Origin of the sequence: Dyella subtropica, from assembly GCF_026283965.1 — a bacterium.
GTDB classification, from domain to species: Bacteria; Pseudomonadota; Gammaproteobacteria; order Xanthomonadales; family Rhodanobacteraceae; genus Dyella_D; species Dyella_D subtropica.
In genome coordinates this window covers 111,455-128,850 of sequence record NZ_JAPDPD010000011.1, presented here as the reverse complement: position 1 = coordinate 128,850, position 17,396 = coordinate 111,455, and the positions used below count along the sequence as shown (strand labels likewise).

General features: G+C 63.0%; 12 protein-coding genes. 4 read left to right on the top strand and 8 right to left on the bottom strand.

Annotation, left to right across the window (positions count from 1 at the left end):
• The first annotated feature begins 12 nt into the window (after window positions 1-12).
• The gene (locus OUZ45_RS11405; RefSeq protein WP_266170191.1) at window positions 13-1,338 is read left to right on the top strand and encodes a carbohydrate porin; all 1,326 of its coding nucleotides are present in this window, start codon (window positions 13-15) and stop codon (window positions 1,336-1,338) included.
• A gap of 168 nt (window positions 1,339-1,506) precedes the next feature.
• Here OUZ45_RS11405 and OUZ45_RS11400 read toward each other — a convergent pair whose 3' ends face one another.
• The 7 genes from OUZ45_RS11400 to OUZ45_RS11370 all read right to left on the bottom strand — a co-directional run bounded on the left by OUZ45_RS11400 (window position 1,507) and on the right by OUZ45_RS11370 (window position 13,386).
• Window positions 1,507-3,372, bottom strand: coding sequence for a beta-galactosidase (locus tag OUZ45_RS11400; RefSeq protein WP_266170190.1), 1,866 nt, complete (start codon window positions 3,370-3,372; stop codon window positions 1,507-1,509).
• 92 nt (window positions 3,373-3,464) lie between these two features.
• On the bottom strand, window positions 3,465-4,694 hold the full coding sequence (locus tag OUZ45_RS11395; RefSeq protein ID WP_266170189.1) for a purple acid phosphatase family protein: 1,230 nt from the start codon (window positions 4,692-4,694) through the stop codon (window positions 3,465-3,467).
• A gap of 151 nt (window positions 4,695-4,845) precedes the next feature.
• Window positions 4,846-6,900: an alpha-galactosidase gene (locus OUZ45_RS11390; RefSeq protein ID WP_266170188.1), complete on the bottom strand. Its 2,055-nt coding sequence runs from the start codon at window positions 6,898-6,900 to the stop codon at window positions 4,846-4,848.
• A 123-nt stretch (window positions 6,901-7,023) separates the two neighbouring features.
• On the bottom strand, window positions 7,024-10,116 hold the full coding sequence (locus OUZ45_RS11385) for a TonB-dependent receptor plug domain-containing protein (RefSeq protein ID WP_266170187.1): 3,093 nt from the start codon (window positions 10,114-10,116) through the stop codon (window positions 7,024-7,026).
• Window positions 10,117-10,286: 170 nt separating this feature from the next.
• Complete coding sequence (locus OUZ45_RS11380) at window positions 10,287-11,234, bottom strand: 1-phosphofructokinase family hexose kinase (RefSeq protein ID WP_266170186.1); 948 nt, start codon at window positions 11,232-11,234, stop codon at window positions 10,287-10,289.
• Window positions 11,231-12,187, bottom strand: coding sequence for a carbohydrate kinase family protein (locus tag OUZ45_RS11375; RefSeq protein WP_266170184.1), 957 nt, complete (start codon window positions 12,185-12,187; stop codon window positions 11,231-11,233). The genes OUZ45_RS11380 and OUZ45_RS11375 overlap by 4 nt, the downstream gene beginning before the upstream one ends.
• Window positions 12,184-13,386: an SIS domain-containing protein gene (locus OUZ45_RS11370; protein WP_266170183.1), complete on the bottom strand. Its 1,203-nt coding sequence runs from the start codon at window positions 13,384-13,386 to the stop codon at window positions 12,184-12,186. The genes OUZ45_RS11375 and OUZ45_RS11370 overlap by 4 nt, the downstream gene beginning before the upstream one ends.
• A 57-nt stretch (window positions 13,387-13,443) precedes the next feature.
• Here OUZ45_RS11370 and OUZ45_RS11365 point away from each other — a divergent pair, with 57 nt between their 5' ends.
• The 3 genes from OUZ45_RS11365 to OUZ45_RS11355 all read left to right on the top strand — a co-directional run bounded on the left by OUZ45_RS11365 (window position 13,444) and on the right by OUZ45_RS11355 (window position 16,560).
• Window positions 13,444-14,361, top strand: a complete 918-nt coding sequence (locus tag OUZ45_RS11365) for a class I fructose-bisphosphate aldolase (RefSeq protein ID WP_266170181.1) — start codon at window positions 13,444-13,446, stop codon at window positions 14,359-14,361.
• Between the two features lie 185 nt (window positions 14,362-14,546).
• Window positions 14,547-15,761: an amidohydrolase family protein gene (locus OUZ45_RS11360; RefSeq protein WP_266170180.1), complete on the top strand. Its 1,215-nt coding sequence runs from the start codon at window positions 14,547-14,549 to the stop codon at window positions 15,759-15,761.
• Window positions 15,754-16,560 carry a DeoR/GlpR family DNA-binding transcription regulator gene (locus OUZ45_RS11355; RefSeq protein WP_266170179.1) on the top strand — a complete coding sequence of 269 codons (807 nt, stop codon included), beginning with the start codon at window positions 15,754-15,756 and terminating at the stop codon, window positions 16,558-16,560. Before OUZ45_RS11360 ends, OUZ45_RS11355 begins: the two co-directional genes overlap by 8 nt.
• A 214-nt stretch (window positions 16,561-16,774) precedes the next feature.
• On the opposite strand, the gene OUZ45_RS11350 is transcribed toward OUZ45_RS11355, so the two are convergent.
• Window positions 16,775-17,380, bottom strand: coding sequence for a class I SAM-dependent DNA methyltransferase (locus OUZ45_RS11350; protein ID WP_266170178.1), 606 nt, complete (start codon window positions 17,378-17,380; stop codon window positions 16,775-16,777).
• Window positions 17,381-17,396: the final 16 nt, after the last annotated feature.

Here is a 17,396-nt window from a genome sequence, read left to right as displayed (position 1 = left end):
CAAGAAGACTGCATGAAGAAACCTGCCGCCTTGATGCTGCCCGCCCTGCTCGCCTTCGCCGGCGCGACGCAGGCTGACGAAGCGTCACTGTTTGTGCCGCAGTGGCTGGGCGCGCAATACACCTTCGTCGACCAGCACCAATACAGCCTGCACTCACCCTATGCCGGAGAGCAGAGCCTGCGGGCACACGGCGATACGGCGCGCTCGCATACCTTCGGCGCGTACTTCGGCGTGGCACTGCCGGCGCATCTGCAGTTCTATTTCGACGTGGAGATGTTCAAGGGCGAAGGCGTCAGCAACGCCACCGGCCTGGGTGGCCTGACCAACGGCGACGTCATTCGCTCCGGCACGGCCAGCCTCGGCAAAACGCCGTATGTAGCGCGCCGCTATCTGCGCTGGACGCTGCCCTTGGACGATGAAACCTCCGATGTCGAACGTGCGCAGGATCAGTTGCCAGGCAAGGAGGCGACGCGACGCTTCGAAGTGAAGATCGGCAAGATGGCCGTCAACGACGACTTCGACAAGAACCGCTACGCCGACAGCACGCGCACCCAGTTCATGAACTGGGCACTGTTCAATAACACCGCCTGGGACTTTGCCGCCGATACGCGCGGTTATACCGAAGGCGTCATGCTCGGCTGGATCGATAAGGGCTGGAGCCTGCGCTACGGCATCTATCGCATGCCCTACGAAGCGAATGGCCAGAAGCTGGAAAGCTCGCTGCGCCACGCCCGCGGCCAACAACTGGAACTGACTCTTCAACCGCAGGCCGACGGCTGGGCGCTACGCTTGCTCGCGTTCCAAAACCAGGCACGCATGGGCATCTACCGCGAGGCCATCGCTATCGCATTGGCCAACGGTACCCGCCCGGATATCCGCGCCGACGACCGGCCCGGCCGGCACAAGGCCGGCTTCGCCATCAACGGCGAACTGCCGCTGGCCGACCATGGCGACACCGGCCTTTTCATGCGTGCCGGCTGGAACGACGGCCGCAACGAATCCTTCGTCTTCACCGAAGTGGACCGCACCGTGACCGGCGGCTTCCAGCTCTCCGGCGTGCACTGGGGCCGTGGTGCCGATCACCTCAGTGTCGGCCTCGCGATCAACAGCCTGTCGCCAGCCCACCGCGACTATCTCGCCATGGGCGGCAGCGGCTTCGTTCTCGGCGACGGCGCGCTTCGCTATGGCCACGAGCAGATACTGGAGGCTTACTACAGCCTCGCCGTCTGCAAGCACTTCACGCTCAGCCCCGACATCCAGCTGGTGCGCAACCCAGGCTACAACCGCGACCGCGGCCCTGCCCGCCTCATCGCCCTACGCGCACACATCGAACTGTAGGAGCGCACCCTGTGCGCGAGCAGGGCCCTTGTTTGAGAAAGCGTGGTCCTTGCGGACTGTTTCACTCGGGCCATCCATGGCCCTCGCCCTGTGGGCGGCTCCCGCCGTGTAAACCGGCAGTCCTGCCGGTTTGTCGCGCACAGGGTGCGCTCCTACAGGGATGCGCGATCAGCCGTGCAAACGCTCGAACCCACGGATTGACGTCGCCTCGGTGCGATGCAAATCGAACACCAGCACCTCGTTAGCGCCCGGCTTGAACCACGACGCCGGACAATACAATCGCTGCTGCGGCCCAATGCGCCAGTAGCGACCGAGCAACCGACGGTTGATCCACACATAGCCCTTGTCCCAGGCACTCATGTCGATATAGCTGTCGGCGGCCCGAGCGAGTTTCAGTGTTCCCCGAAAAAACAGCCCCGGCCGCGATGCGGCATCCGCCAAGGGTTGCAGGCCGGCGAGGAACGAATCGTCCAGCGGCAAACCATGCACCTGCCAGTCCTGCAAGGTTTCCGCATCGAGCCGCACGTCGCCAACGATGCCCTTGCGATCAGCCATCGCCTGCCCGTAGCCGACGTGCCCGAAGCTATCGATCAGTATCGCCAGCTCGGCTTCGCCACCATCGGCCGGCGCTGGAATGGCCACCCGCTGCCGGTCATGCAAACCAGGCTTTTGCACGCGGGACACATAGTCCAGATAGCGGCCCCCACTGAACACGGTGGCGTAATCGCGCACCCCATCGACGCTCAACTCGCCGCCGCGGCGTAGCGCTTTTCGATACACCACCATGCCGTGATCCTGCGCCAGCAGAAGCTCGTTGGGCTGAGGCTTCGCCACCGACTTTGCCGCCGGCAGGTTGTCCCACAGCGAAGCGTAGGGCTTCAGTGTCATCGCCGGAAAGCTCATCGCCGCGGGTGGTGCCGGAATGCGCGGCAGACGATGAGGAACATGGGCCGCGATCAGTTCGCGAAAGCGATGGTAATCCGGTGTCGCCGCGCCCCGTTCGTCGATCGGAGCGCCGTAGTCGTAGCTGGTGATCACCGGCTCGAAGTTCGAGTAATCGTTGTTGGCATTCGAGCCGGCCGTGAAGCCGAAATTCGTGCCGCCATGTACCACGTAGAGATTGAACGAATGCCCTTGCTCAAGCAGCTTGCGCAAGGTGTCCGTGTAATCGCCCCGCTGAAAATCCTTGTCGCCCCAGTGCGTCAACCAGCCGGGATAGCCTTCGCCGATCCACACCGGCGCCTCGCCAGCGATCGCTTGCGCGGCGTCGACATCGGTATCGCCATCCAGCCCAAGCGCCGTACCAGGCAAGTACGTCTGCTGCTTCTTTATCTGCCCCAATCCGTCGGAGATCGAGAACGGCCCTTCGATCCCTCGCTCCTGCCACATCGATTGCAGCCGCTTGAGATAGTCGAGGTCGTGGCCGAACGAGGCGTACTCGTTCTCCACCTGCATCATCAGGATCGGCCCGCCGCGATTCGCCATCAGCGGTGCGAAATGCGGCGCCACGGCATCCATATAGCGCTGCACGGCTTTCATGTAATGCAGGTCGTCCTTGCTACGCACGCGGATGTCCGGCTCGCGCAGCAGGTACGGCGGCAGTCCGCCAAAATCCCATTCGGCACACACATAGGGGCCGGGCCGCAGATACACCCACATGCCTTCCTGCTGACACAGCTGGATGAAACGGACGAAGTCGCGATTGCCCGATTTCAGGTCGAAAACGCCGGGCTCGGATTCCAGCGCATTCCACATCACATAAACAGCGATGGTGTTGAGCCCCATCGCTTTCGCCATCCGGATACGATGCAGCCAGTATTCGGCCGGAATCCGCGTCGGATGCATCTCGCCACTACGGATCTGGAACGGCATGCCATCCAGCAGGAACCGTCGAGCAGCAAGCTCAAATCGGTGCGGACGACCATCGGGCAGCCGCTCCATCGGTGCGAACGACCCAGCCGCGGCATCCACGCGCAAGCTCAGCGCACCCAGCGGAGCCAAGGCGGTCAGACGCAAAAAATCCCTACGCCGCATGGCGGCCTCCTTCAGATGGATTAGTCGATCAGGGAAAGGTCGATCGAGATATCACCACTACCATAGCGTGAGCAAATCATGCCCCGCCCCAGCTACTTGTTCTTCCGCTGGATCGAGAAGGCATCGATCGTCTTGCCCGTGCGATCCACCACCGTCACCTTCAGCGCCTGATCGCTGGCTTCCACCCGGGCCACCTGGTCCTGGCCAAGCACGAGGATGGAAAAGTCGTTGCCTCGCTTGCCCGGCGTGATGTGCTCGTAGCGATGCTCATGACCGGCGATAAAGAGATCGACCTGCGCCTGATTGGCCAGTTGCGTCCATGGATCAGGCCCGCCATCGACCCAGCCCCAACGGGAATCGTGTCCGAACACCACGGTGAACGGTGCGGTCCGGACTCTCGTCTCATCGACGAGAACCTGCTTGAGCCACGCGAACTCCTCTTGCTTGTAATCGCGAAGATTATTCAGGCCGGCATAGACGTTCGTTGCATCCGCTTTGTCCTCTCCGGTATCGACCATCACCATATGGAGCGGACCTTGGTCGCGCGTATAGAAATATTTGCCGCTTTGGGCATGCAGATACTCACCGAGCGAGCGGGCGAACTCGCCGCGATACTCGTGATTGCCACGCACGTACTGCAAGGGCGTGCGACCTTGCAGGCCCGTCGCCACCGGCTCGAGGAACTTGTCCTTCAGCTGATTTTCGCTGACGCCATAGTTAAGGCTGTCACCGGTGTGCACGACAAAATCGACGGGAGCCTGATGGATCAAGTCCATCAATGCACGGATGCGGCCCACGTCCTCATGGGTGTCTGTGACAACGGCAAAATCGGTGGTCTTTTTTGCCGCGTCAAAGGTAGTGAAGCTATAGGCGGGACTCTCCACCGTCTGCCCGCGGTCAGGCCAATAGGGCTTCAATGCCACCACTCGCCTCGACGAAACCTTGTACTGATAGGTGCGCCCCGGAAGCAGACCACGAAGGACAACGCGATGCACGGTTCCCACCGGCACCAGTCCGTCCACCTGCGGGATAACTTCGTGTTCGATCTTCCCCTCGCCATAGCTGACCTTTCCATCGCTCGCTGCGTCCGTCATCCACTCGACCACCACTGAGGTGTCCGACATGTCGAGCAGTAGCGGCCCCATCGTGATGGCGGGGGTGGCGTCGAAGGTCTTGTAGGGCGCGTTGGCGTCATCGTCCGGAACCGCCGCAGGCCTTCCCTGCGCTGCAGGCATCGAACCGGCTTTTCCATACCCTACCGCTGCGATGGGCAAGACCATACCCATCGCCATCACTGCGTACAGCACCCTGAAACACTTCATTCGCCACCTCGTTGGAAGCTATGTGACCGTTCATCCCCCGAGGCTCTCGCCCCAGGGAGTTCGCGGCCTAGCGGACCTTAGCAAAGCAGGTTGGAGTGAGCACCGGCGAACCCCAACATCACGCGTCGCCACAGCATGTCGGGGTGCGCTCCTACCTCGGTATCAGCTCCAGCGTCAGCACCTGGAACGGCGCCAGCTGCACCGTGCCGGGATGATCGGCATCCAGCTGCTCAGGCACCTGACTGCCGCCGGTCTTCCAGACATCACTCACGCTAAAGCGGCGAGCTGCATCCTTCGGCAGTTCAAGCTGGCGCTGCAGATCGATCACCGCGGTCTGCGCCCGCGCATCCGGATTGCGCAAGGTGATGATCGATTTTTGCGGCGACCACGCGGCCCAGCCGTAGACGTTCAACCGGCCCGGATCGCCGCCGATCCAGTGCGTGTCGCGCAACGTGTCGGCATTGGCTCGCGACCAGCGCGCCGCTTCAGCCAGCACGTCCCAATCCTGCGTACTCAACAACGAAGGCGTGATGTACAGCTCCTGTAGCTGGGTGCCGGTAGCGAAGTACGAACGCACTTCGTTAGCAAAATCATGACCCGGATCGACGTTGAGCTTGCGGTTCTCCTTCGCGTAGATGATGCCGTGGAGCATCAGCGAGTTGAGCGGGAACAGCGGCCCCTTGATCACGATGTTCTGGTAGGTCTGCTGGTCGCGGTAGGTGATCCAGCGCTCGCGCGTGCTGCCCACGCCGGTCTCGCTGTCGTCCTCGCCATCGCGCCAGATCGAATCGGCATAGCGCAGCCAGAACGGCGAGGCCATGGTGCCGGTGGTGAGATTGATGAAGGTATCCGGCTTGGCTTGACGCACATCCTCGATCAGCTGGATCGCCGCATCGAAATCGCTGGTGAAACGACTGCCCGGGAACACCTTGTTCGCGTTGCCCGTGCCGTCGAACTTGAACTGGTTGATGCCGTTGTCCTTGACCAGTTCCAACACCGCATCATGGAAACGCTGGTAGTACTTCGGACCCGACAGGGCGAAGCCGCCGTCGATGATTTCGTAACCGGTCGCCTTGCCATGCTCGACGCGAACGTCCTTCGGCTTGCTGTAACCGCCCCACGGCGACAACCACACCCCCGGTGAGGCGCCGTACTTCGCCGCTGCATCACGCAGCGGCTTGAAGCCCTGCGGGAAGTCCTTGCTGAAATGCCAGCTTCCGCTGAGATCGTCCCAGCCGTCATCGAACAGATACGAGTCGAGCTTCACGCCGCGCTGGACGCTCAGCGCCTCGCCGAACGCATGGATGCGATCCAGCGCCTGCTCTTGCGTGTACGGCGTGAAGTAGCCGATGTCGTACCAGGAGTTGTAGTGCAGAAACGGCCGGTAGGGATGCGCGCGCTCGCGCTCCAGATACGTCAGGAAGTCACGACGGAGCTGCTCGTCATGCGTGGCGCCGACCACCGCCGAATAGGTCATCGACTGCCCCTTGGGCAAGGGCAACCCGCGTTCGATCCACAGACGCACCTGCTTGCCATGCACCTCGCTACTGGAAAGCGGATGTTCGAAACCAAAATAGTCGCGACCCGCCACGATCGGCGAGCCCGGTACCGTGCCCACCACTTCGGCATCGCTGGCCTGGGCCTGCAGTAGCTCGACCTTGTTGATCTGCTCGTCCTGCTTCAGCGCCGTGACTGTCACCACTTCGCGCAGATAGTCCGAACCTTCGCGCTGCACCCACTGCCAGTCGATACGAAAGCGGCCCTCCGCATCGCCAAAGCTGGCCTGGACCGCGCTACCCGGAAGGCGCTCTACCACGCTGGAGGCATGGGGATCGACCCGCAGCTTTACCTGCTTGGGTGCCGACATCACGCGAAAATCAGCGGTGGCCAGCTTGCGGCCATCCGCAAGCACCAAGACAAAGGGGGCCGTTACAGGAAACTGTTGCTGATTCAGCGCATCGACCACCACCAGGTCGCTCAGCTTGTCGCCGGACAGCTTCCATGTCGCACTCATCACGGCGTTGCCGAACTGCTGCGTTTCGCCGTGTTTCTGGAAGGTGGCGGCCTGCTGGGCAGGCGTGGCATTCAACACGCTCACCATGCTGGCCGCGAGCATCGCAAGCAGCAGTTGGCCGTGACCGGCATATCGTTTGCTCGGGCGCGCTGACGCGCCTTCACGGGGGCTGGTTTTGGTAGTCAAGCGCATGCCTCACTCTCTCGGGCAGTCCGGACGACGCGGCGGCGATCTCCACCGGCGCGCCGATCCGGGTGAACAGGCCCCGCGGCACGGCACCGCGGAGAGGAAAGGGCGGCGTGGCCGCCCCACTCGTCAGAACTTCTGCTGATAGCGCACGTACACGTAGCGACCGATGTCGTACGACGCGTTGTAGTTGTACGGCGTGTCGCTACCGGCGTAGCCGCCGTAGATGTACGGCCCCTTGCGATCGAAGATGTTGTTGGCACCCAGCGAGATCGTAGCGTTCCACGGCGCCTTCCAATACACCTGCGCGTCGCTGAAGGTGACCGAGGCGATCTGCGTCATCGGCTGCGGGCCTACCCCGGGCGCGTAGTAATTGGGCAAGGTGCACGGGAAGGCCGAGCGTGTATCCGGCGGCGGGAACGCACACGGCGCCTTCAATGGCGAGAAGTAGCGCATGGTCCAGTTGGCACCGAAATCATGCCATGACCAGTCCACCGTAAAGTTGCCGCGCAAACGCCAGACCGACATCGATGTCTGCGCCGAAGCGATGCCCGCACCGTAGACGACGGCCGAACCGATCGTCGGCAGCATGTTGTAGCTGTCGACGTAGGTGCCGGTCAGGCCCAGCTTGAATTGCCCGAACGAATACTTGGGCAACGCATAGGCAAACGAGAAATCGTAGCCCGCCGTCTTCTGCCAACCCGCATTGGTTTCGAGATTCAGCAGATTGATGATCTGGTTCGATCCGGCCTGCCGCTGGAACTGCCCGCAGGAATCCGTGAGGCCGTACTGGTAACAGTTCGCCAGCACCTGATCATTGGTGATGCCGGTGATCAGGTTGCGGATGTTGTAGCGCCAGTAGTCGAGCGTGAAGTTGAAGCCCTGCAACCACGACGGACTGTAGACCAGGCCGAGCTGTCCGTTGTACGAGGTTTCCGGTTTCAAATGCGGGTTGCCGCCGTTGAAGCTCTCGGTAATGCCGGCCGCATCGGCTTGAGTCACCGGCTGACCGGTCATATCCACCTGCCGGAAATTGGGACCCACGCCGGGCAGGCCGCCAAATCCGGTCAGACAGCGTTGCGCCACCACCGGGCTGTAGCCGTAACCTGCCGGCCCGTAAACCGCATCGCACGGGTCGGTAAAACCACCCGCGTTGTAGCGCCCCTGATAGAGATCGTTGACGGTAGGCGCACGGAAGCCGGTGCCGTAGCTGGCACGCACCAGCAGATCCTCGATCGGCTGCCAGGTCAGCTTGAACGAGCTGTTGGTGGTGCTGCCGAAGTTGCTGTAGCTCGAATAGCGAATCGCCGCATCCAGCGAAAGGCTGCGAATGCCTGGCAGATCTTTCAGCAACGGCGCGTTGACCTCGGCATACCCCTCGTTCAAGGAATAGCTGCCTTTGTTCGGACCCACCGCACCATCGGTGGAATTGCCGGCAGCCGCGAACGCATCCGGGCTGTCGTAGCCGGACACGGCGCGATGCTGCACACCCGTCGCGAAACTAAATTGACCGCCCGGCAGGGTGAACAAGTCGCCGCCGAAATCGGCCGTGGCCGCCTTCTCGTTGCTGCCGTAACGCTCGACGCTGTTGATCAGCAGGTACTGAAGCATGTCCGGCGTAATGGTGCCCAGCGCATTCACCGGCACACAACCGGCGATGACATTGCCTTGTGTTCCGCAACGAACCACGCCGTCGGCACCCTTGAACGACGGGCCGAGCGCATCGCGCGCGTGGATCAGGTTGAAATAACCCGTGCGCGTATTGATGCCGGTGATCTTGCTGTCGTAGTAATTGACGTCCCAGTTGAACAGGTGCTCGCCCATGCTGAAGTTGCCGTCCAGGCCAACGCTGTAGCGATAGTTCTTGGGATTGTTGTAGCTATTGAAGGTGACACCGGCGAGCTTGCGATAGAACTGCACGTCCTGCGGCGTCATCCCGGGTTGGTTGAACGGGTTGTAGTAACTGTCGGCGGACAGCAAGGACGGAAAGTTGTCATGCCCACCCATGCCGCTGTAGAGCGTGCTGGTGCCTGCCGTCGCCTTCTCGTGATCGATGTTGTAGCCGGCGTTGAACCTGGCGGTGATGTTCGACGTGATGTTGTAGTGGGTGTCCAGATACAGGTTTTTCGTCGTATCGGCCGTGTGCAACATGTTCTGGTGGCCGCTGAGGTTGTTGTAGGTGTAGTCGCCGGCATCGGCGAGACTGCCCACATCGCCACCCGCGTTGAACACGCGCGGCTGGACCCGGTGATAGTCGTTGAGATTGAACGGATCGCCGCCCGGGTTCAGCACGACGGTGTGATGACTACCATCGGGGAAGGGAGCGCCTCGGATGATCGGCTGCAGGCCCACATAGGTCCGGCCGTAGTACGGATGACGATCGGTCCAGGGATAGCTCGAGAAATCGCGCGAGCTGGTCCATACCGGCCGCTGGTCCTGATACGAGGCGCTGAACACCACGCCCCACTTGTCCGTGCTTTTACCGAAGGTGAAGTCGTACTGGCTCTGCGCGCCGTCGCCGTGCGGCGCATAGATGCCGTTATAGGTATTGACCTCGGCGCCGTTGAAATTCTTGCGGGTGATGATGTTGATCACACCGGCGATCGCATCGGAACCATAGACAGCTGATGCGCCATTGGCGAGCACATCGACATGGTCGATGATCGAGACCGGAATCACGTTGATATTGGTGTAGCCACCGTGGGCGGCACCAATGCGCTGACCATCGACCAGCACCAGCGTCCGCGGCGCACCAAGGCCACGCAGGTTGATGAACTGCCCGCCCTGGTTGGGACCGAGATCGCCGGGCGCCGACATGCTCAGATCCGGCGTGCTGGCGGAGGATAGGTTTTGCAGAATCTGCCCGACCGTGGCGAAACCCTGGCGTTCGATCGCCACACGGTCGATCGTGATCACCGGCTGCGCATCCGCCACGTCGACGCTGCGGATGTTCGAACCAGTCACGGTCACCTGCTGCAGGCGCACCGCTTTCTCGGGCGCGGACTGACTGGTGTCCTGGTCTTTCTTCTTTGCCGTCGTCTTGACGGCGGGTGCATCCGTCGAGGTCGACGTATCGACCTGCGCCACCGCACTGCCCGCAAACGCCAGACCGCTCAGTGCCCACGCCACCTGCATGGCCATCACCGACTTGCTGATGGACGAAGCGAGCACTCGACTCCCCTTGCCATCCGCCGTACAACCACCACTCTTATTAGCACGCATGACTACCCTCTCCCGTGGTTCATTTGCAGACTACGCAGACACCTGACTTCTCCCCGTCTGACGCAGTCGTTGATGAATGTCCGTGGAAACTCCACCGCTCCACGAACCTGTCTCATTGCCCTAAAACCTCCAACGCAAATAGCCAGCCTCCATGGAGGCCAACCGTTCGTTCAACGCCGTTTCACGGCATCCGCCAGGCGATGCACATGCACCTGGGGAAGCAAGGTCTCCACCATCCTTCGCTCGACGAAGCCGGTTTCCTCGGCGGCGGCATTGGCCGCGCCACAGGCCACACCGAGTCGCAGCGTCTGCTCCAGCGGCATGCCACGCACCGTGCCCACCGCCATCCCGGCCAGCAGGCAATCGCCCGAGCCCACGGTGTTGCGGATCTGCGCCAGCTCGATCGAGGCATGCCATACGCCGCTTTCGTCAACGGCGATGGCACCCATCGCGCCCATCGTCACGACCGGCATCGCGACACCCTGCGAAAACAGTTCGCGCGCAGCGTCGGTGGCGGCTTCCAGGCCGTCGATCGGGCGGCCGAGCAGTTCGACGATCTCGTCGCGATTGGGCTTGATCAGGAAGGGTTGCGCCTGCAACGCATGTCGCATCGCCTGACCACTGGCATCGACCATGCAACGCTTGCCGGCGTCACGCACCTGTGCGGTCAGCTCGGCATAGGTGGACTCCGCGAGTCCGCGCGGCAAACTGCCCGAAAGAATCATCAAATCGCTTTCATCGATGCAGCGCCGGAACGTCAGCAAAAGCGCTTCGCGCTGCGCCTTGTTCAGCTGTGGTCCTTGACCCAGGACTTCCGTGATCTGCCCTGACGCATCCTGCAGTGCCATGCAGGTGCGGATGCTGGCGGGAATCTCGACGCCATGAAACAAGGTGCCGCGCCTGCTCAGGTGCTGCGTGATCAGATTGCGATGCGCCGCATCGATCAGGCCGACCAATTGCACCCGCTCGCCCAGCGCGGCGATGGTCTGCGCGACATGCAAGCCCTTACCGCCGGGATACACCTGCTCATCGATCGCGCGGTTGACCTCGCCGCAGCGCAACGTGTCGATCCTGATCAACCGGTCGATCGCTGTGTTGAATCCGCCGACCGTAATCATGCGGCGCCCGCCAACAACGCCTGGACCTCGTCCACACTCGCCTGCCGCGTCGTGCCACCCATGCCGCGCGTGGACAAGCTTCCACAGGCGCTGCCCCAGCGCAGGCAATCCTGCAATGACCATTCACGCAGCCACGCGTGCAGGAAGCCGGCATCGAAGGAATCGCCGGCACCGGTGCTATCTACGGCATCCACAACGTGCGCAGGCACTTCAAGCAGTTTCCCTTCGTGCAAGGTGGCGCAGCCGAGGCGGCCACGCTTCACGACAGTGCGCGTGCGACCGTTGTCGAGCGCGATCAGCGCATCGAGCAGGTCGTGATGGCCGGTAATCGCCTTCAGCTCCTCCTCATTGGGAAGGAACAGATCGACCTCTTGCAGCGTGTCGCTCAGATCGGAACCCCACTGCTGCTCCGGATCGAAGCCGGGATCAAGCGACGTGCTGAGACCGACCGCATGCGCACGCGCCAACAGATCGCGACAGCCTGCACGCAAAGCCTTCTGCAGGTAGTACGAGGACACGTGCAGATGCTCGGCGCGCTCCAACAACGCCGTGTCGACTTCTTCGGCATGCAGGGAGGCGATCGCGCCAGCGAACGTAACCAGCGAACGATCACGCGGTGTGGACAACGATACGGTGACGCCGGTGCGCAACGCAGCATCCGGTTGCAGCGAGGCCACGTCGATGCCGGCCGAGCGCAACGCGTCGAGGCAATACTCGCCCCACGCGTCCCGACCGAGCTTGCCGTGGAAAGCGACGGGATTGCCCAGCCGCGCCAACCCCATCGCGCAGATCATCGACGAGCTACCCGGCGTCATCAGGAAATCGTCGGCCAGCACTTCCTGACCGGGCGCCGGAGCGGCGTGCAGCCCCTTGAGCACGAGGTCGACATTGACCTCGCCCACTACCAGGACGTGTTTAATCAGATCGGGTTTCGCAGGGCCGGCCACCGTCACGCGCCTGCCCCGTGGAGGGTGAAGTCCTGCACGACACGGGTAAGCACGCCTTGCGACGGCGTATCCGGCCGGTCGCCCAGGTGCAGGCAACGGAACATCGCAAGCAGCTGCCCCGCCACCACGCCAGCCAGCAGCGAAGGCACGTCGCCGTCATGCCCCAGACCATGCAGATCGACGGCGACATCGCCTGGTGCCAGCACATCGGCGGGAATGCCCTCGCCTACCAGCAGCTTCGCCATGCCCAGCTGCTTGCGCGAAAGCTCGCGCAGCAAATCGAGTTCGTAACCGCGGACAGCCGGATCGGGCGACAGCAGGCCAACGATCAAGGTCGAGGAGCGAATGCTCGACATCGGCCCGTGACGCAAGCCCAGGAATGTCTCGGCCATGGTGATGACCTTGCCGCCGGTCATCTCCACCATCTTCAACGCGACCTCGTGCGCCGCACCAATAGCGCCACCGCTGCCGAGATAGACCGCCGCATCGAAATCGCGCGATGCCAGCTGCGCCAGCGCATCGGCGTGCGTATCAAAGATCGCTCCGACCACTTCGGCCAATCGCGCGACCGCGGTTTCAGCGAGTTCGTCATCCGTGCCAAGCAGCAAACCGGTGCCGGCCAGCAGCAGATTGGTGAAACTGCTGGTCATCACCAGGCTGCGGTCGTTGGTGCGCTCGTCCAGCACCAGCACGGTGACTCTAGGATCGTGGTTGTAGCGTGTGGCCAACTTGCCGTTGGCATTGCAGGTGATCACCAGGTGGCGCCAGTCCGGCTCGTCGGCCAACAGCCGATCCACCACGCCGCAGCTCTCCGGGCTGTCGCCCGAGCGGGCCAGTGAGACCAGCAAGCCCGGCCCCGGCGGCAGCACGCTGCGCGAATGCGTAAGCAAGGTGCCGGCGGCAATCGCCTGCGTAGCGATACCAAGCCCCGCCCGCAGCGTTGGCGCCAGACACTCGCCGATGTACATGGAACTGCCCGACCCGGTCAGCACGATATGCGCGGGCCGTGGCGCCATCGCCCGCGCCAGGCGCTCGCGCACAGAAGGCTCACGCCATAGAGCCGCGGTGCCCTGCCAGGTGGCGGGCTGTTGAAGAATCTCGCGCAGGGTGTCGGCGTAGCCCTCTGCTTGCTGCGTCGCCAAGGGGCGCGCACGCAGTTCGCCTAGGACCAGACTATCTTTCGCTTTCTTATCAAGTATTGACATTTTGCCCGATTCGCTCGAATGTGAAACCGTTCGATCACGGAATTCAGGGTATTCGAAATGAATCAAAGCACACAAGCCCTTTCGGAAGCTTCCGAAAAGTTTTCGAAACTGTCGCTTTCGCACGGCAAGCGCACCCGCCTGTGGCGCCTTCTCTACGGCCACGGCCCGCGCAATGGCAGCCTGTTGGTGCTGCCGCTGGACCAAGGGCTGGAACATGGCCCGACCGACTTCTTCCCCAACCCACCCGCCATCGACCCGGACTACCAGTTCCGTCTCGCCGTCGAAGGCAACTTCTCAGCGATCGCACTTGGCGTGGGCTTGGCCGAGAAGTACATGGGCGAGTACTGCGGCCGCATTCCGCTGATCCTCAAGCTCAACGGCAAGACCAATATCCCCAGCGATGCGGAGGCCACCTCGCCGCTGTTCGCATCGGTGGAAGACGCGGTGCGTCTCGGTGCCGATGCCGTCGGCTACACCATGTACGTCGGTTCGCCACGCCAGCACGACGAGCTGCGCCAGTTCGAAAAAGTGCGCCAGGATTGCGAGCGCTTCGGCATGCCGCTGGTGATGTGGTCGTACCCACGCGGCGAAGCCATCGAAGCCAAGGGCGGCAAGAACTCCCTGTTCGCGCAGGACTACGCCGCGCGCGTCGCCTTGGAAATGGGCGCCGACATCGTCAAGTTGCACGAACCCAACGACAACCGCACCAACGCACCCGCACCGTATGACCAGCTGCAGGAAGACGCCGGTGCGCGCAGCCGGCGCGTAGTGCGTTCGGCCGGCCGCACCATGGTGCTGTTCTCCGGCGGCGAGAAGAACGACGACGACGCGGCGGTGCTGCGCAAGGTCGAGTTCTACATGGCCTCCGGCGCCCAGGGCGTGATGTTCGGCCGCAACATGTGGCTGCGCCCGCTGGATCAGGCCATCGCGCTGACCAAGGAAGTGCACAAGATCATGGCCAAGTACCCGCGCTGAGCGCCTTTAACTCCCTCTCCCCCGTTTACCCATTTGTTTACGGGGGAGAGGGCTGGGGTGAGGGGTGGGTGCTCGAGATAGCGCTTATCGAAGAGCGATTCGAACAAACCGGATCACGAGCACCCGCCCCCTCACCTCGATCCTCTCCCCGGAGGGGAGAGGAAGAAGAACCGAGGCACCACACGATGAGCCAACCCCGTTCCTGCTTCTGCTGCGCACCGCCCACCGGCGTCGGCACCGTGCGCGTCGAAAGCAGCAAGAACCAGCTCGCGACCTCACCGGACCTCAGCAAGAGCGGCTTGCGTCTGTACGACTTCAAGCCGCGCAGCATGCTGCATGTGAAGCAGACGCGCGTGGCGCGACCACGCTTTCCGGTGATCGACATGCACACGCATCTCACCTGGACCAGCAACGTCCGCAACGGCGTGTCGGTCGGTGAGGACATCACCGTATTTGCCCTGCCCGACGAGCTGTTGCCGGTGATGGATCGCAAAGGCATCCGCACCCTGGTGAATCTCACCGGCGGCACCGGCAAGGGATTGGAACAAAGCATCCGTACCTTCGACGAGGCCGCGCCTGGGCGCTTCCTCACACTGACCGAGCCGTCCTACGAGTTGTTTCCCGAAGCCAACTACGCGCAACTGCAGGGCGACGCTATCGCTCATGCTCATCGCATCGGCGCGCGCGGCCTGAAGCTGCTCAAGTCCCTGGGCCTCTACCTGCGCGAGCAGATCGACTCCGGTCCGCTGGTGGCGGTGGACGATCGCCGCTTCGATCCGATGTGGGAGGCGTGCGCGGCCTACGGCATGCCGGTGTTCCTGCATGTCTCTGACCCGGAGGCGTTCTTTCTTCCCACCGACGCCAGCAACGAACGCTACGAAGAACTCAGCCGGCATCCGGACTGGTCGTTCTACGGCCCGGCATTCCCCAGCAATGCCGAGATCCTCGCCGCGCGCGACCGCATGATCGCCCGCCACCCCAACACCACGTTCGCGCTGATGCACGTGGGCAATGGCGCGGAGAACCTCGAAGCGGTTTCCGCCTGCCTGGACCGCTACCCCAACACGGTGGTGGACATCAGCGCCCGCATCGGCGAACTGGGTCGCCAGCCGCGCACGGCGCGGCGCTTCTTCGAGCGCTACCAGGACCGCATTCTGTTCGGCACCGATGCGGTGCCCTCCCCTTACGGCGACGACGTGCCGCAGCAGCTATTCGGCGACGCGCTGTACGAGATCTATTACCGCTTTCTGGAAACCGACGACGAGTACTTCGACTACGCGCCGGCCGAGACGCCGCCGCAAGGGCGCTGGTCGATCTATGGGCTGGACCTGCCAGACGCTATCCTGCGCAAGGTATACCATGACAACGCCGCCCGACTTCTGCGCATCCCCTATGAGTGAAGACCAAGCATCCGCCCCCTCGCGCCGCCTGCTGGTTGAAGAACGCCGGCGCCTGATCGTCGACTACGTCGAAGACCAGGGCCGCGCCACGGTGGATGAACTGGCCAACCGCTTCGGCACCTCCACCGTCACCATCCGCAACGATCTCGAAGCACTGGCGCGCAGCTCCGCCATCGCGCGCTCGCATGGCGGCGCCCTGCCCGCCATCGCGGCCAGCTCGCACGACACGCCGCTGAACATCAAGGAGACGCGCTACCACGCGCAGAAGCTGCGCGTCGGCCAGGCTGCGGCGCGACTGATCCACGATGGCGAAACGATCATCCTCGACTCCGGCTCCACCACGGTGGAGATTGCGCGGCAGATCCGCCAGATGAAGTTCGAGTCGCTCACGGTCATCACCAACGCGCTCAACATCGCGCTGGAGTTGTCCGGCCTGCCGCATATCCGCGTGATGATGCTCGGCGGGCTATTGCGCGATACCTCGTACTCGCTGGTGGGTCCGGATGCGGAGCAGGCGTTGTCCAAGCTTTCCGCCGACAAACTCTTTCTCGGTGTCGATGGCCTCGATCCGGTCGTTGGCGTCACGACGCCCGATCCGCTCGAAGCCTCGCTCAACGCATTGATGATTCGCGTCTCGCGCGAAACCATCGCGGTGTTCGATGCCAGCAAGCTGGGGCAGCGCAGCTTGTCCGTCATTACGCCTGTGCAGCATTTGCATCGCGTCATTACTGACAACAGTGCCGAGGCGAAGGTGGTGGATTTGCTGCGTGGCGCTGGGGTGGATGTGATGCTCGTTTGAGCGTCACAACAAAACACCCCTCCGCCCCCTTGTAGGAGCCAACCCGGTGGGCGACAGCCCGGCAGGAGTGCCAGCTTGCACGGCGAGGGCCGAGGATGGCCCGAGTGAAGCGCCCACCCTAGGGGTCGCTCCGGCAGGACATCAGCCCAGCTTCGCTGGGCTTTCGCCCACAGGGTGGGCTCCTGCACTGGAGGCTCTGAGAGCCCTGACCGAGCTAAATCAGCTGCGCCCGCTCCAGCGCCGCAATATGCCGCTCCAGCCGCGGCCCCAGATAACAGTGGGACCCGCACGACAACAGCCCCACCTTGCCGAACTCCTTCAGATACCAGGCCGGCGTGCGCGAGTTGAACCCGTCGTGGTCTCCAGCCACGTCATCCTTGCTGGTGAACACCTCAAGAAACGCGATGCCCTCCAGCATGTCGCCGATACCGGTCAAGCCGGCGCGGATTTCGGCCGGCTTGAGGTAATGCAGCACGTCGGTGCACACGATCAGGTCGAAGCGCCGGTCGAAACGCAGCTCCGCCAGCTGGCCAAAGCGCGCCAGACCGATATTCCGGCTGCGTCCGTAACGCGTCACCACGTAGTCGCTCGCGTCCAGGCCGCGATAGTGAATATCCGGCCGCAGGGCCCGTAGCGGCGCGCGCCACGTCCCCTCGCCGCAGCCCACATCCAGCACGCTGCGGATCGGCCGGGCGAGGTAATATTCGGTTTGCGCCACCACCATGGCGACCTTGCGCCGAAGCTCGGCCGGCGAACCTACCGCATGACGCGAGTCGCGGTACCACTTGTCGAAATAGGCGCGGTCGTAGGCCTTGGTCATCGCGGGGTCTCCGGCA

Coding starts and splice junctions, on each gene's coding strand:
- OUZ45_RS11405 (WP_266170191.1), top strand. CDS start 13: ATGAAGAAACCTGCCGCCTTGATGCTGCCCGCCCTGCTCGCCTTCGCC.
- OUZ45_RS11400 (WP_266170190.1), bottom strand. CDS start 3,372: ATGCGGCGTAGGGATTTTTTGCGTCTGACCGCCTTGGCTCCGCTGGGT.
- OUZ45_RS11395 (WP_266170189.1), bottom strand. CDS start 4,694: ATGAAGTGTTTCAGGGTGCTGTACGCAGTGATGGCGATGGGTATGGTC.
- OUZ45_RS11390 (WP_266170188.1), bottom strand. CDS start 6,900: ATGCGCTTGACTACCAAAACCAGCCCCCGTGAAGGCGCGTCAGCGCGC.
- OUZ45_RS11385 (WP_266170187.1), bottom strand. CDS start 10,116: ATGCGTGCTAATAAGAGTGGTGGTTGTACGGCGGATGGCAAGGGGAGT.
- OUZ45_RS11380 (WP_266170186.1), bottom strand. CDS start 11,234: ATGATTACGGTCGGCGGATTCAACACAGCGATCGACCGGTTGATCAGG.
- OUZ45_RS11370 (WP_266170183.1), bottom strand. CDS start 13,386: ATGTCAATACTTGATAAGAAAGCGAAAGATAGTCTGGTCCTAGGCGAA.
- OUZ45_RS11365 (WP_266170181.1), top strand. CDS start 13,444: ATGAATCAAAGCACACAAGCCCTTTCGGAAGCTTCCGAAAAGTTTTCG.
- OUZ45_RS11360 (WP_266170180.1), top strand. CDS start 14,547: ATGAGCCAACCCCGTTCCTGCTTCTGCTGCGCACCGCCCACCGGCGTC.
- OUZ45_RS11355 (WP_266170179.1), top strand. CDS start 15,754: ATGAGTGAAGACCAAGCATCCGCCCCCTCGCGCCGCCTGCTGGTTGAA.
- OUZ45_RS11350 (WP_266170178.1), bottom strand. CDS start 17,380: ATGACCAAGGCCTACGACCGCGCCTATTTCGACAAGTGGTACCGCGAC.